Annotated in this window: 14 protein-coding genes and 1 pseudogene; 4 read left to right on the top strand and 11 right to left on the bottom strand. The window is 59.5% G+C overall.

Annotated features, from left to right (window positions below):
- Positions 1-40: 40 nt before the first annotated feature.
- Positions 41-361 (bottom strand): 2Fe-2S iron-sulfur cluster-binding protein, encoded by a 321-nt coding sequence (locus AC1DLT_RS24995; protein ID WP_436112910.1) that lies wholly within the window; start codon positions 359-361, stop codon positions 41-43.
- 21 nt (positions 362-382) lie between these two features.
- The gene (locus tag AC1DLT_RS24990) at positions 383-1,579 is read right to left on the bottom strand and encodes a cytochrome P450 (RefSeq protein ID WP_436112909.1); all 1,197 of its coding nucleotides are present in this window, start codon (positions 1,577-1,579) and stop codon (positions 383-385) included.
- 140 nt (positions 1,580-1,719) lie between these two features.
- Here AC1DLT_RS24990 and AC1DLT_RS24985 point away from each other — a divergent pair, with 140 nt between their 5' ends.
- Positions 1,720-2,640 (top strand): LysR family transcriptional regulator, encoded by a 921-nt coding sequence (locus tag AC1DLT_RS24985; protein WP_436112908.1) that lies wholly within the window; start codon positions 1,720-1,722, stop codon positions 2,638-2,640.
- A 535-nt stretch (positions 2,641-3,175) separates the two neighbouring features.
- On the opposite strand, the gene AC1DLT_RS24980 is transcribed toward AC1DLT_RS24985, so the two are convergent.
- The 4 genes from AC1DLT_RS24980 to AC1DLT_RS24965 all read right to left on the bottom strand — a co-directional run bounded on the left by AC1DLT_RS24980 (position 3,176) and on the right by AC1DLT_RS24965 (position 5,981).
- Positions 3,176-3,502 (bottom strand): MoaF-related domain-containing protein, encoded by a 327-nt coding sequence (locus AC1DLT_RS24980; protein ID WP_436112907.1) that lies wholly within the window; start codon positions 3,500-3,502, stop codon positions 3,176-3,178.
- A gap of 272 nt (positions 3,503-3,774) precedes the next feature.
- Positions 3,775-4,386, bottom strand: coding sequence for an NAD(P)-dependent oxidoreductase (locus AC1DLT_RS24975; protein ID WP_436112906.1), 612 nt, complete (start codon positions 4,384-4,386; stop codon positions 3,775-3,777).
- 37 nt (positions 4,387-4,423) lie between these two features.
- Positions 4,424-5,314: an MBL fold metallo-hydrolase gene (locus AC1DLT_RS24970; protein WP_436112905.1), complete on the bottom strand. Its 891-nt coding sequence runs from the start codon at positions 5,312-5,314 to the stop codon at positions 4,424-4,426.
- Positions 5,315-5,339: 25 nt separating this feature from the next.
- Entirely contained in the window at positions 5,340-5,981 is a 642-nt protein-coding gene (locus AC1DLT_RS24965; RefSeq protein ID WP_436112904.1) for a DsbA family protein, read from the bottom strand.
- Between the two features lie 100 nt (positions 5,982-6,081).
- On the opposite strand from AC1DLT_RS24965, the gene AC1DLT_RS24960 reads away from it, so the two are divergent.
- Entirely contained in the window at positions 6,082-6,993 is a 912-nt protein-coding gene (locus AC1DLT_RS24960) for a LysR family transcriptional regulator (protein WP_436112903.1), read from the top strand.
- A gap of 45 nt (positions 6,994-7,038) precedes the next feature.
- A pseudogene (locus AC1DLT_RS24955) lies at positions 7,039-7,286 on the top strand (arginase family protein); the annotation flags it as partial.
- 184 nt (positions 7,287-7,470) lie between these two features.
- Here the strand turns inward: AC1DLT_RS24955 and AC1DLT_RS24950 are convergent.
- The 5 genes from AC1DLT_RS24950 to AC1DLT_RS24930 form a co-directional block, all read right to left on the bottom strand.
- On the bottom strand, positions 7,471-8,280 hold the full coding sequence (locus tag AC1DLT_RS24950) for an ABC transporter permease (protein WP_436112902.1): 810 nt from the start codon (positions 8,278-8,280) through the stop codon (positions 7,471-7,473).
- A 9-nt stretch (positions 8,281-8,289) separates the two neighbouring features.
- Positions 8,290-9,495: an ABC transporter permease gene (locus AC1DLT_RS24945; RefSeq protein WP_436112901.1), complete on the bottom strand. Its 1,206-nt coding sequence runs from the start codon at positions 9,493-9,495 to the stop codon at positions 8,290-8,292.
- 269 nt (positions 9,496-9,764) lie between these two features.
- On the bottom strand, positions 9,765-10,850 hold the full coding sequence (locus tag AC1DLT_RS24940; protein ID WP_477488529.1) for an ABC transporter ATP-binding protein: 1,086 nt from the start codon (positions 10,848-10,850) through the stop codon (positions 9,765-9,767).
- 144 nt (positions 10,851-10,994) lie between these two features.
- Positions 10,995-11,378, bottom strand: a complete 384-nt coding sequence (locus tag AC1DLT_RS24935; protein WP_436112899.1) for a carboxymuconolactone decarboxylase family protein — start codon at positions 11,376-11,378, stop codon at positions 10,995-10,997.
- Positions 11,378-12,301 carry a fumarylacetoacetate hydrolase family protein gene (locus AC1DLT_RS24930; protein ID WP_436112898.1) on the bottom strand — a complete coding sequence of 308 codons (924 nt, stop codon included), beginning with the start codon at positions 12,299-12,301 and terminating at the stop codon, positions 11,378-11,380. The genes AC1DLT_RS24935 and AC1DLT_RS24930 overlap by 1 nt, the downstream gene beginning before the upstream one ends.
- Before the next feature lie 178 nt (positions 12,302-12,479).
- Between AC1DLT_RS24930 and AC1DLT_RS24925 the strand changes: the two genes are divergently transcribed.
- Positions 12,480-13,184, top strand: a complete 705-nt coding sequence (locus tag AC1DLT_RS24925) for an IclR family transcriptional regulator (protein WP_436112897.1) — start codon at positions 12,480-12,482, stop codon at positions 13,182-13,184.
- The last annotated feature ends 1 nt before the right edge of the window (position 13,185 follow it).

The following is a 13,185-nucleotide window of genomic DNA, read 5'->3' as shown; positions in this document are numbered from 1 at the left end:
CATTTTCTACCGATGTGTCAACGACGGAAGCGGGCGTGGCTCAAACTTGCCGGTCGGGAAGCCGAAGCACGACGGTCTGATCGCCGTCGTCCGCGACGATCTGACAGCTCAGGCGCGAGCAGCTGTCACGGTCGCTCGCAGTACAATCCAGCATGTCGCTTTCGATGTCGCTGACGGGAGGCAGGGTGTCGGCGCCCTCCTCCACATAGACGTGGCATGTGGCGCACATCGCCGAACCGCCGCACTCTCCGATGATGCCAGGCACCTGATTGAGGATGGCCGCCTGCATGGCATTAAGGCCTTTTTTCGCATCGACAATGCGTTCTGACCCGTCAGGAAGACGGTAGGTGAAGATAGTCATGGCGATGTCCTTTATCCGGTCTCAGTCGTCCCAGGCGACGGGCAGGTGAACCGGCCCGCGGAAAACCCAGCCTGCCCATTGCGGCGTGCCGTTGAGCCGAAGATTCCTGAGACGGGAAAACAGCGTCGGCAGCGCGACTTCGCCGACCTGAACGCGCGCGGCCCAGGTGCCGAGACAGAAATGCGGTCCGCCACCAAATGCGATATGGGGTCTTTTCTCGCGATTGATATCGAACCGTTCGGCGTGGTCGAACACGGATTCGTCGCGGTTGCCCGAAGCGAGCACGACACCGAGGCGGGCTCCCTGAGGGAGCGTGACTCCGGCGATCTCGGTCTTGCAAGTCGTCTGGCGCGGATACATGCCGATCGGTGACACCCAACGAACGGCCTCCTCGAAGACTGATCGCCAGAGCGTCGGATCAGCTTCGACATCGGCGCGTTGCTCCGGATTCTCGAGCAGTCCGATGGCACCAGTGAGGATCGCGTCGCGTGGTTCGTTGAGGCCGCCGCCGATGATGACCTTGACGTTGGGAGCAATCTCTTCCGGGGTCAGCGGATCGACCGCGTGCAGCATCGCAGAGATGATGCTGTTGTCGGGCTTCTCTTTTAAACGTGGTATCATTTCGGCAAGCGCAGCATCGACGCCGGCCGAAGCTGCTTCCGAGCGGCGCCAGACTTCCGGGTCGTCCGCATAATTTCCGGTGCCGTCCATCATGGCCTGGGACCACATGGCGAGATCCTGCCAAGGCACGTTGGGCAGCCCAAGCAGAGCGCCGAGACAGCGCGAGGCGCAGGGTGCGGCGAAGGAATGGAAAAGATCGCCCTGGCCGTCGGCGACAATGTCGTCGATGAGGTCGTTGACAATAGCCTTGAACACCGGCACCCAGTGGTTCTTCACGACGCCGGGCCGAAGGGCGGGTTCCGCGGCCATCCGCTCGCGCTTATGGGCCACGCCGTCCTTGCGCAGCATGCTATGGCCCATCACCCGTTTCATCAATGATTTCGCCTCGTCTGCGCTGAAGATCTCCGGATTGCGTTCGAGATAGACGATGTCCTCGTACCGCGTGACCAAATAGCGGTTGGCTGCTGGAACGAAGCTAATCGGCTCCTCCGCACGCAGGCGTTGGTATGTCGGATATGGGTCGACGTGCAGGTCAGTCAGCCGGACCTGTTCGCCGAGCGTCTGGCCCGATGATGCAATTGTGGGATGGATATTCATTTTATCTCCTCAAGATGGCGCGCAAACCTCCCGCGCGGCGGTCTCCTCTCAAAGCCATGCATCAAGTCTTGCGTGTTGCAGATGAATTGTAAAACAGATATCTCCAACCAAATTTATCGGAGAATCCAGGGAATGGTCGCGTGACGATACCGCGTTTCACCCTCCGGCAACTTGGCTATTTCCTCGCCGTAGCCGAGCAGCGCACGATATCGGCGGCGGCCGATCGGCTCAACATCTCGCAAGGCGCGCTGACGGAAGCGATCGGCGAACTGGAGAATCAGCTCTCCGTTCAGCTTTTCGTTAGGCGCCGGGCACATGGCGTTGTGCTGACGGTGGAGGGCCGCGACCTTCTTGCCTATGCCCGAGCAACCTTGTCGTCTGCCGAGGACCTGCAGACGGCCGTCAAGGATAGACAGGTGGGTCTTTCGGGACGGATGGTGATCGGCTGCTACATGACGCTGGCGCCCTTTCTGTTACCCAGACTCGTTTCCGCCTTCCAGAGTCAGCATCCCAGCGCCGTACTGGACCTCTTCCAGGACTCTGGAGAGGCGATTGCCGAACGTCTTCATCTCGGTGAGTGCGATCTCGCGATTCTCTACGACTACAGCACCACACCCGACATGATCTGCGACGAACTCTACTGGGTGCAGCCGCGGGTGGTCCTACCGGCGGATCACAAGCTGGCGGATAAGGACGAGGTCGAACTCAAGGATCTGGAGGATGAAACCAACGTCCTGTTCGACGTCGAGCCCGCGCTAAGCAATACACAGCAGATTCTCCGGCAGCTCGGCACCACGGCGAAATATCAAATGAGGGCCAGAAGCATCGAACTCGTGCGTGCGATGGTCGGCCACGGGCTAGGCTACGCGATCCTCTTGCATCACCCGCCGACCCATCTGAGCTACGAGGGCAAGCCACTTGTGGTCAAGCCCATCGCCAGACTGAATGTCCGCTACAAGGTGATGATGGCACGCTCCCGGAATCTCAGGTCTTCGCGCAGAGGTGATAGGCTCCGGGACTTCTGCCTCAGCGTTCTACGACAAACTCGTCCTTCCGGGTAGACGACGGTCGCGGCGACGCAATTGCAATGCCAGCGGATCCTTTTGATCGCTGGTGGGGTTCTCGGATGGCAGAGGTAAGCTTCGCAACGTTCATGAGCGACAGCCACGGGCTCGACTAAAACATTGCCCTCGCGGGATGCTGACCAGGCTCAATGTTCGTACAAGTCGATGGTTACGGCAAAGAGCCTGGCATCTCCGAGAAACTGCACGTTGAGTGAACGTGGAAGCCGCACCAGCGAAAAACTACTCGTCGGCGGAGAGCAAGGAGGGAGCTTTTTCTGACTCAAGCTGGCGGCCAACTCGCCCGCCGCGCTCAAGAAGGCCTCAGTAGATGTCAGGCGCGGGCGCAAGGGCCTGGAGTTCCATTTCGCGCCCAGACCGCTAGTCGGCCCAGCTCGATCGAGACCAAATCGCGGTCCCGCGAGTCAGTGCTTGGCCGCCGCATCCCGGGCGTCGATAGCCTCGTTGCCCAGGTAGCTACCAGGCGAATCCCGCATTGGATGGAAGTGGCCGAGCAGCGTCTTCTTATTTCAGTTTATTCGGCCAATCGGGTCCAATGTCCTTTCAGAGTCAAGAACTTGCGATCGGCCAATGTGATTGCGGCATGCACGACCGAATTCTCGAAGTCTTCGACATGAGTTACGGTGATGCCGTCGGCCTCTTTCCACGTCACCATGAACACGCCAGTGCGAATAAACGTGGCGCGGTAGGTTTCACTCTTCGCTTCGGCGTTGAAATCCGTGGCGGCGAACGGCGCCCAGCGAAGTGAATTGCCCTCGGAGGCGAAGGCGACGCGAAAAACGAGGTCGCCGTAGTCAGCTTTGTAGACATGGCCGAGGGCGGGAAAGGTCTTGTCAGTCATCTGTTTTCTCACAGTCGAATCTTTTGGCACTGCTCTGCAAGCGGCTCCAAGGCCGCAATGTAGGCTATGCACGCGGTCCGTGTTCGTCGCGGCATTCGCAAGAAGGCATCGTCTTGGTCGTCAGCCAATAAGGGAGCAAGTGATCCATGATTATCAGCATCATTTGCTCCCTGGCGGACGCCTTCATATTTCAAGATTGGTGATCGGCCTCGGAATGTATCTCGTTTGGTCAGTGATACGACGACGCGACACGCCTGCTCGACACCACTCTGTCAGTAGCCGACTGTGAAGCGCTGTTTCACATGCTGGGGGCGTTCGATTTCGTCCACGAGGGCGATCGCGTAGTCTTCGAAAGAAATGCTGCTACCGTTTTCATTGTTGATGAGTTGGTCGCGGCCGAGGCGGAATTTGCCGGTCCGCTCGCCGGGAACGAACATGGCGGACGGCGACAAAAACGTCCAATCGAGGTCATCGACCGTCTTCAAGAGATCGAGGAAGTCGGCGCCCTTCGACGCTTCAGCCTTGTAGGCGGCGGGAAAGTTCGGCGTCGTGACCAGCCGGATGCCCGGCGCGATTTCGAGGCTGCCGGCTCCGCCGACGACGACGTAGCGTTTAACGCCGGAACTCCTCACCGCGTCGATCAAGATCTCAGGGTCGCTTGCCGTGAAATGGACCGCGCTGATAACGGCGTCATGCCCGCTGATGAGTTCTGCCAGGCAAGCCTTGTCGAAAACGTCACCCTTGACCGCGGTAACGCCCGGAAGTGCGGGGATTTTCTCGGGATTGCGGGCGATGGCCGTCACCGTATGACCGCGGTCGGAGAGTTCCTTTAGAATGCGCGAGCCGGCATTGCCGGAGGCGCCGATGAGAGCGATGATTGCCATCGAATATTCCTTTCTTGTTTAACTTTGGTGGAACCGTTCAGCCCCATTTCATCTCGCCTTTTGCGACCTTGGCGCCGAGTTCCAACGAGCCGGCATCCTTGAGGTCCGGATAGCGCTTGGTTATCGCGACGATCAGCGCTGCGCTGTCCTTGGCCTTGGCCGCTTCCTCATCAAATACGCGGAGGTAGTCGCGGGTGAACTCGACGGCCGCTAGCCCTTGAGGAGCGCCTTCGGCCTGATGGCCCGGAAGCACGATTTTCGGGTTACGTGCGGCAATGGCGTCCAGCGCTTTGATCCAGGCGGCACGCTTTTCCGGCGTCGCCTCGTCGGCAACCCAGACATGGATGCCTGAGTAGACAAGCACGCCGCCGAAAACGGCCTCGAGTGCGGGCACCCAGAGATAGTGGCGGTCATGCATGTCAGGTACATCGATAATGTCGATGCTGTTGCCCTCGAGATCGACCGAGCTTGCATCCGAGGCCGTGGGGATGACGACATGGGCAAGCGCCTGCGGGCCGTTCTCCTTCAACTGCGGACCCCAGACTGCGAGCTTACCCTCGACATTGCCCTTGATCGCGTCGACGGTCGCCGGCTTGGCGATGACTTTTGCGTCCGGGAAAGCCTCGACGACGGGACGGAGGCCGAAATAATAGTCCGGGTCGTTGCAGGTTACATAAATGGTAGTCAGGGTCTTGCCGGTCTTGCGGATGGCGTCGGCGAGTATGCGACCATCCAAGAGCGTAAAGCCGCCGTCTATGAGGATGGCTTCCTTGGCGCCGGTCAGCAGCACGGGTGCGCGGCGAAAGCCTGCCTCATCTGCCTGGAAAGAAGTCCATTCGATCGGCCTCGCCGCGGCGCGGGCGAACCGGGCAGAGGCGAACGTTGCGGCTGCGATGGAGAGCTTGAGGGTGGCGCGTCTTGTGATCATGGATTTTCCTCGGTTGGGAGAAATTTCAAGCTGCTTCGAGATGAGGCATCAGGTTGCCGTAACTGCCGAAGAGCGCGCTCGAATTCAGGAGATGCGGCCCGGCTCCGGATTCGACAACCAGCACGGGAACGCCGTCCGCACGCGCCTGCCGGAACAGGTGCTGCGCCTTGCCGACAAGCGCCCGGTTGGCCTCGAAGACAGCCTCGGAGGGCTCCCGCAGTAGGTCCGCCGTCGATGTCATGTCTGCCTGATCGAGGAGTTCGATGAGAACGGCGGGGCTCGTGACGTCGAGCCCATCCACATAGCGGGCATGCTGGATGATCTTCAGCGCGTCGAAACGCAAATTCGCATCGTCCAGTCCAGCCGCGGTGATGGCCAGTGTGGCGGCACTTGAGTCGAGCAGCGAATTTGGCCGGTTCAGCACATTTGCACGATACTCCGCCGAAAACGGTTGGCCGCTGAGTCGGTGGATCCGTTGATCATTGGTCCAGGCATAGGCAGCGAAAGCCGCATCCATCGGTCGTGCACCGTATCCCGAAAACAGACCGGTCGCCAAGGCTTCGACACGGAAGCCGTCAATACGAAGACGTTCGAGCACGGGAGCCGCGCCGTAGCACCAGCCGCACAATGGATCGAAGAGATAGATGATAGAACCGGTCTGCGCCATCCGGCACTCCTTGATTGGAACGGATACACATTGTCAGGGCTTGCAAAGGAGATAAATGTCGGCCAATCGTACAGACTGTCTGATCTGATAAGACAAATGAATGAGCGATCTTCTCAACCTCAATCGGTTGGTTTTTTTTACGTCTGTCGTCGAAAGTGGCTCCTTTACCGCCGCCGCCGAGCGGCTTGGCGTGGCCAAGGCCGTCATTAGCCATCAGGTCGGAAAACTAGAACAGGAGCTAGGGGTGACGCTCCTGGCGCGGACGACGCGCCGGCTGCACACCACAGAAGAAGGGCGGCGCTTTTATGATCGTTGCGCCCTCATTCTCCGGGAGGCGGAGGCAGCTTATGGAGAGATGTCGCATCTCACCAACGAGCCTTCAGGAACCCTGACGCTGACGGCGCCGCTTGACTACGGTTCAACCATGGTAGCGCCGGTGATCGCCGCCTATCTCAAGCAGTTTCCGCAGATGTGCGTCGACATTGTGTTCGACGACGATATCATCGATCTCGTGAGCGGCCAGTTCGACCTTGCCATCCGGGTCGGCTGGTTGACGGATACCAGCAACCAGGCACGGCGTCTCGGGACTTTCGAACAATATCTCGTCGCCGCGCCCGCGCTCGCGTTGACCTTCCCTCAATGCTCGACGCCAGTTGACGTGGGGCTCCTGCCTTGGATCGAGAATGCGGTTCTACGTCATCCTCTCCGCTGGATGTTTTCGCGCACTGGTTATGAGACCGAGATCATTGAAGCGCGGTCCGCAATTCGGACCGACAAGACCCCTACCGCCTACGCCTGCGTTCTTGCCGGCGCCGGCGTATCCGTGTTTCCGGACTACATGCTGGGAGATGACATTGCCACCGGACGGCTGGTGCGGTTGGTGCCTGAATGGACACTGCCGCCCGGTGGGATCCATGCGGTATTCCCGGCAGCACGCTTCCGGCCGGCAAAGGTGCAACGATTCATCGAGATGATGCTGGCCGCGGAGCGAAAAAGAGCCAGTGGATTGTGACGCGCGCTTCTCAGCAATGCTACTCTCATCCGATTTCCGGCCAGTTTCCGGGGAGTACTCGGCGGCGATTGCACGATCGTGCTGGGCTCGATGCTCGCGTTTCGGCGACGTGACCGCTACGGCCTGTTCTTCATCGGCGGCAACGCCGATTTCTTCCAACCCGAGGCGGAACCCAACGGTGAGGGCGCCTCAATGGACCTTACCTGGTCAACGGCTACGGTCCATCGCACCTGACCGACATTGAAGGTCGGTTCTCTGGTCCTCGTGTTCGCCTATCGCGATCATACCGTGATCGATGCCGTTACGAGCCCGCGACAATTTGTCGACCTCCTCTCCGTCGCCTTCGCCCGAACTTCTTTAGAAACGGCGGGCTGGAAGGCAGGTTGCGAGACGCCGCAGCGTCCATGGCACTGGAAGGTTGACAGTTTTCCGCCAGCACCCCTTATGCCGCTAACAAAAGATCTGTGGCCAGAGAACCTATTCGTCTTTGTCGACCAGCCTGTTGCCACGCTGCTGAAGGGCAGTGAAAACCAGAAGCAGGATGACCGAAAGTGTAATCAGCAGCGTTGCCACGGCCATGACCGTCGGGTCGAGGTTCTCGCGCGTGCCGCTTAGCAGCGCGCGTGGCAGAGTGCGCTGTTCAGGGCCGGTGAGCAGGATCGCCACCACCACCTCGTCAAAGGATGTGGTGAAGGCGAAGATTGCGCCCGAAACGATACCGGGCATGATCAATGGCATGGTCACGCGCCGGAATGTCGTCAACCCGTCGGCGCCAAGGCTGGCGGATGCCCGCAACAAGACCCGGTCAAGCTGGCTCAGCGCGGCGCTGACGGTGATCACGACAAAAGGCACGGCAAGGGCTGTATGGGCGAGCACCAGTCCACTCAGGCTGTTGGCGAGGCCAAGCCGCGCGAAGAGGAAATAGATGCCGACGGCGGTAATCACGGTCGGAACGACCATCGGTGACATGATGCTCGCGATGAGGAAAGATTTGCCGCGAAAGCTGGAGACGGACAGCCCGAGCGCTGCCAGCGTGCCGAGCGGCGTGGCGATGCAGACGGTAGCGATCCCGACGATCAGGCTGTTTTTGATGGCGATCCACCAACGCGGGTCGCCGAAGAACTTGGCGTACCATTTGAGCGAGAAGCCTTCCAACGGATAGGCGAGAATGCTCGACGTGTTGAAGGAAAGCGGGATGATCGCGATGATCGGTGCGATCAGGAAAAGCAAGACGATGAAGCCAAATGCCTTGCCCGCCAGTTTCCACCAATATGTGCTGTCGGTCATGACGGGTTCCTATCCCAATCCGATGCGCTGGACGCCGACCAGCCGGATATAGGCCGCATAGAGCAGGAAAGTCGCTGCCAGCAGCACCGAGCCGAGCGCGGCAGCCAGGCCCCAGTTGACGGTCTGGGTGGTGTTGAACGCGATGTAGTAGGGCAGCAACTGATCGCCCGCACCGCCGAGAAGCAAGGGGGTGATATAGTAGCCGAGCGAAAGAATGAAGACGAGAAGTCCACCGGCGGAAATGCCCGGGAGAATTTGAGGCAAGTAGACGGAGAAGAAGGTTCTGATTGGGCCGGCGCCAAGCGAGTTCGCCGCCAGCGTCTGATTTTTGGGAACGTTGCGCATCGCGCCGAGGATCGGCAGGACGGCATAGGGCAGGAGAATATGGGTGAGCGCGATCAACACACCCGTCCGATTGTAGATCAGCTCCAGCGGCTGTCCGATCAGGCCGATGTTGATGAGCAGCGTGTTGATGAGCCCATTTTTCTGCAGAATCACCATCCAGGCGGCAGAGCGCACCAGAACGGAGGTCCACAGGGGCAGCAGCAGGACGATCATCAGCAAACTGGACACGCCGGCACCGGTCGACATCAATAGAAGTGCGGCAGGGAGGGCAAGGACGATGCAGATGACCGTGACGGTCAAGGCAATGGTAAAAGTGCGAACCAAGACATCGACATAGAGGCGGCCTTCATCGCGCGCCGCGTGGATTCGACCAGCGGGGTCACGGCGCAAGTCGAAGGCAGAGAGCAGGTAGAAATCACTCCAGGGTCCCCGTGCCCGGGCAATTGCCTGCCAAATCTCGGGCCTGCCCCAAGCCGGGTCGATGACGTGAAGTTCGGTCGCCCAGTCGGCTCCCGTGCCGGCTGTTTCCGGCAGGCCACGCGCTGTCGCTGTGATAACGGTCCGTAGCGAGGGAGTATCGTAGTTGAGCCGCCTTGCGACGACCCCTGCGGTGCGTGTCTTCTTGGCGACCATCAAATCCAATGCAACCGCATCGTAGGCAGCCGGTGCCGGAAGGCCGTTTCCGTCCCATTGCTTTATCGCCTCCGCTGTCAAAGGCATGACGCTGGACAGGTCTCTGTCCTCCACCGACAGCCGTAACATCCCGGCCAGCGGCACGAAAAACACTGCCAGCAAAAACAGAACAAGCGGCAGGACGAGAAGGAGGCCTGCAGCCTTGATGGAAATCCCAGTCGTCGTCGTCTCGCTCATGGCATCGGCTGCTTTTGTTGCAAGGGAATGGCCGCAAGACAGCTCCGGATAAGGAGGATCTTTGGCGCATGGAAGCCCCGGGCTCTGGATGTACTAGGGGCCCACATCTACTGCGCCGCCCAGGTCACGCGCGACCACCATCCCAGGTATGGCAAGTGCGGCCACCAGTGAGGCCAGATGAAATATTTTTTCACGGCGGCATTCCCCTTGTTTTCTGGTTCATTTTCACACTTGAGATCGCACGGCACCGGTACCGGTTGTCGCCATGCCTATTGCTTCGGCAGGACCCGGCAGGCGTCGGCCGAGAGTTCGATGTCGATCCGCTCTCCTTGCGCGATCGGTTTTTCGTCGCTAGCACTCGTCTTGAAGACCAGCCGGCCGATGCCGTCGGCCTCGACAAGAATGCGCCTCTGGTCGCCAAGATAGACGATGTCTATGACGGCGGCGGAGAGGTGCTGGCCGGCATCCGCTGAGGCACGGCGAATGTTTTCTGGTCGGACGCTGATGATGATTTCGTCGCCGGACCTGCACGAAGTCTGGGAGCGAGCCCGCAACAGGCCTCCGCCTGAAAAGCGGATAGCAAACTCATCGCCGTCCTTGGCTTCAATGCGGCCCGACAGCATGTTGTTTTCGCCGATGAAGGAGGCGACGAACGGTGTCGCAGGCCGTTCATAGAGAGCTTGCGGTGTGTCGATCTGCTCGATCCGCCCCTTGTTGAATACGGCGACACGATCGGAGAGCGTCAGGGCCTCGGATTGATCGTGGGTGACGAAAACCATGGTCGTGCCGAGGTCGCGGTGGAGCGTCTTTAGTTCCGCCTGCAAGTGCTCGCGTAGATTTTTGTCGAGCGCGCCGAGCGGTTCGTCAAGAACGATCAGGCGCGGCTTGAAGATGATGGCGCGGGCAAGTGCCACGCGCTGTTGCTGTCCACCGGAAAGCTGCACCGGCTTTCGGTCGCCCAACCCCTCCAGATGCACCATGGCCAGCGCGGCGTCCACCCTGCTTCGAATTTCTGTGGCGTCTACCCGGCGTACACTGAGCGGAAATGCCAGGTTTTCACGCACCGACATGTGAGGGAAGAGCGCATAATTCTGGAAGACGACGCCAATGTTGCGCTTATGAGCCGGCAACCCCTCGATACGGCGGCCATCCATCTCGATTGTGCCTTCGCTCGGCGTTTCGAACCCCGCCAGCATCATCAGCGTCGTGGTCTTGCCCGATCCCGACGGGCCAAGAAACGTGATGAACTCCCCCGGAACAATATCGAGATCGATCCCGTCGATGGCCTTGTAGATTCCATAGTTTTTGGAGACCCCGCTAAAGCGGACGATCTGGTTCGCCGTTGCAAGCGCCATCAGTGCGACCTCAGGCCCACGGCGGGCCACGCGGACAACCGGGCTTCCGTAGGATGAACTCTGGCTTTATGCATTTGCATAGGTGGTTCCCTTTGGGTTGAGCTGCTGGAATCCGTCTGCCTTCCGGTGTTCGGCGTCAGACGATCAACCGGCGGCCTCGATTTCGGCAAAGACTTCGCGTGCGAGACGAAATGCCTCCACACCGGCCGGTATGCCGGCATAGATGGCAAGCTGGATCAGTGCGTCCTTGATTTCATCCCGGCTGCAGCCGTTCGTCAACGCGCCTTTCAGGTGCAGCTTGAACTCCGTGCTTCGGTTGAGTGTCCCGAGCATGACCAGGTTCAGCAGGCTTTTGTCGCGCAGACTGAGCGCAGTGCGCCCCCAGCCGGCGCCCCAGCAATATTCCGTGACGAGATTCTGGAAGTCGAGGTTGAAGTCATCGGCCGCGCTTAGCGATTTCTCGACATAGGACGCGCCCAGCACAGCCTTGCGAATGTCGAGGCCCCGTTCAAAGACGTCCTGTCCCACTACGCAGTTCCTTCATCGATAACAGGATTCGACAATGTACCGATACCGGGGATTTCAACAGTGATCCGGTCTCCATGCTTCAAAAAAATCGGTGGTTTGCGTTTGAAACCGACACCGGCAGGTGTCCCCGTCGGGATCACGTCGCCGGCTTCCAGATCGATGAAGTCCGAGATGTGCTCGAGGATCGTCGGAATGTCGTAGATCATCGTTTCGGTGTTGGCGAATTGCATCACTTCGCCGTTCAGCGTCGTGCGGATGTCCAGCTTGTGCGGATCCGCAATCTCGTCGGCCGTGACGATAATCGGGCCGAAAGGTCCGGAGGCGCGGAAGTTCTTGCCCGCCGTGTATTGGGTAACCCGGAACTGATAGTCGCGCACGGTCACGTCGTTGAAAATGGAGTAGCCGAAGACGTAGTCCATGGCCTCTTCCTTTTTCAGGCGGCGACCATTGGTATTTTTGCCGATGATGATGGCCAGCTCACCTTCCCAATCGAGATGGCTGGAGACGGACGGCACGATGACCGGGCCGCCGTCAGCGACGAAGGTGTTGGCGAAGCGCGCGAAGATAATCGGAATCGGCGAGATGTCGAGGCCGGCTTCCTTGGCGTGCTCAGCGTAATTTCGTGCTATGCAGATGATCTTGGGCGGGCGGGCGATCGGCGGCAGCAACTTCACGTCCGAACGCAGCTTCGAGATCGTATCGTTCGCAACATGGTCCGCTTCGAAACGAGCAATTACTGCACGCGCCGATTCAGAGAAAACATCCGGCTTCTCGAAGAACGCCTCGATGCGCGAAGGGATGAGCTCGATCGCCCCGTCGCCTGCGGCGTAAAGTTCACTGCTGCGGGCAAGGTCGATCACATGATCGCCACAGAGGGCGCCAAAGCGTGGGGTGTCATTTTCATCGTAACTAACGAGTTTCATTTTCTATTCCGTTATATGAACATTTATGTTCGTATTTAGATCATATCGTGCGATATTCGTCAATGATCGGCTTGCTACAAAATCAGTGTCGGAGTAGTAGGCTTTTGGCCACCTCCGGCCAGAAACCGGTATGACCTAAGCAGCGGAATGTGCGGCTTGACCTTCACAGGAGTTGAAATTGGCGGAAATCTCATCGACGGGAGACCAGATGCTGACCGTTCTCGAAACGGTAGCGGGGCAAGGGCCCGTCAGCGCGTCCGACGTGGCGCGAATGTGCGCCATCAACCGCACGGTGGCCCATCGTCTGCTCGTGACGCTGGCGCAACGCGCTTATGTCCGCCGAAGTGACGAGGGCTATATCGTCGGGCCTGCCGTCTTCCGTCTTGCACGACAGACCGGCACGGATCTGCGCAGCGTCGCCAAACCCGTCATGCAGAGGCTGGCGGCGGAAATAGGCGAGACTGTCGTTCTGCACGGGCTGGACAATTGGGAGGCCGTCGTCATCGACCAGGCGGTCGGCCAGCGGCATCTGGTCCGCGTCGAACACAGTCCCGGTTCGCGCCACCCGCTCTACAAAGGAGCCAGCGGCTGGTCTATCCTGGCGTTCCAGGGCGAAAAGGCGATCACTCGCATCCTGAAAAAAACCGACGACCTGGTTGCGGCCCTGGCGCGGATCGAAACGACGAAGGCCGATGGCTGGTCCATTTCTCATGACGAACTGCAGATGGGCGTTCACGGGATCGCCGCGCCCCTTCTCGAAAGGAGCGGGCGTTGCGAAGCAAGCCTTGGCGTTCTTGTGCCAAGTACACGTGCCCATTTGCTTTTGTCCGTGCAAAAGCCACTCCTCGATGCGGCCGCAGAGATCGTGAAGGGCCTCAACTGAG

The organism is Neorhizobium sp. 05N33 (genome assembly GCF_056397445.1).
Note: the sequence above shows the minus strand (reverse complement) of the source record. Positions and strands in the feature narration are given on the sequence as shown.

Bases quoted from the DNA above. Each gene is read 5' to 3' on its own strand.
- AC1DLT_RS24975 (WP_436112906.1), bottom strand. From the start codon at position 4,386: ATGGCAATCATCGCTCTCATCGGCGCCTCCGGCAATGCCGGCTCGCGC.
- AC1DLT_RS24990 (WP_436112909.1), bottom strand. From the start codon at position 1,579: ATGAATATCCATCCCACAATTGCATCATCGGGCCAGACGCTCGGCGAA.
- AC1DLT_RS24965 (WP_436112904.1), bottom strand. From the start codon at position 5,981: ATGGCGCAGACCGGTTCTATCATCTATCTCTTCGATCCATTGTGCGGC.
- AC1DLT_RS24945 (WP_436112901.1), bottom strand. From the start codon at position 9,495: ATGAGCGAGACGACGACGACTGGGATTTCCATCAAGGCTGCAGGCCTC.
- AC1DLT_RS24970 (WP_436112905.1), bottom strand. From the start codon at position 5,314: ATGATCACAAGACGCGCCACCCTCAAGCTCTCCATCGCAGCCGCAACG.
- AC1DLT_RS24930 (WP_436112898.1), bottom strand. From the start codon at position 12,301: ATGAAACTCGTTAGTTACGATGAAAATGACACCCCACGCTTTGGCGCC.
- AC1DLT_RS24980 (WP_436112907.1), bottom strand. From the start codon at position 3,502: ATGACTGACAAGACCTTTCCCGCCCTCGGCCATGTCTACAAAGCTGAC.
- AC1DLT_RS24995 (WP_436112910.1), bottom strand. From the start codon at position 361: ATGACTATCTTCACCTACCGTCTTCCTGACGGGTCAGAACGCATTGTC.
- AC1DLT_RS24940 (WP_477488529.1), bottom strand. From the start codon at position 10,850: ATGGCGCTTGCAACGGCGAACCAGATCGTCCGCTTTAGCGGGGTCTCC.
- AC1DLT_RS24950 (WP_436112902.1), bottom strand. From the start codon at position 8,280: ATGACCGACAGCACATATTGGTGGAAACTGGCGGGCAAGGCATTTGGC.
- AC1DLT_RS24960 (WP_436112903.1), top strand. From the start codon at position 6,082: ATGAGCGATCTTCTCAACCTCAATCGGTTGGTTTTTTTTACGTCTGTC.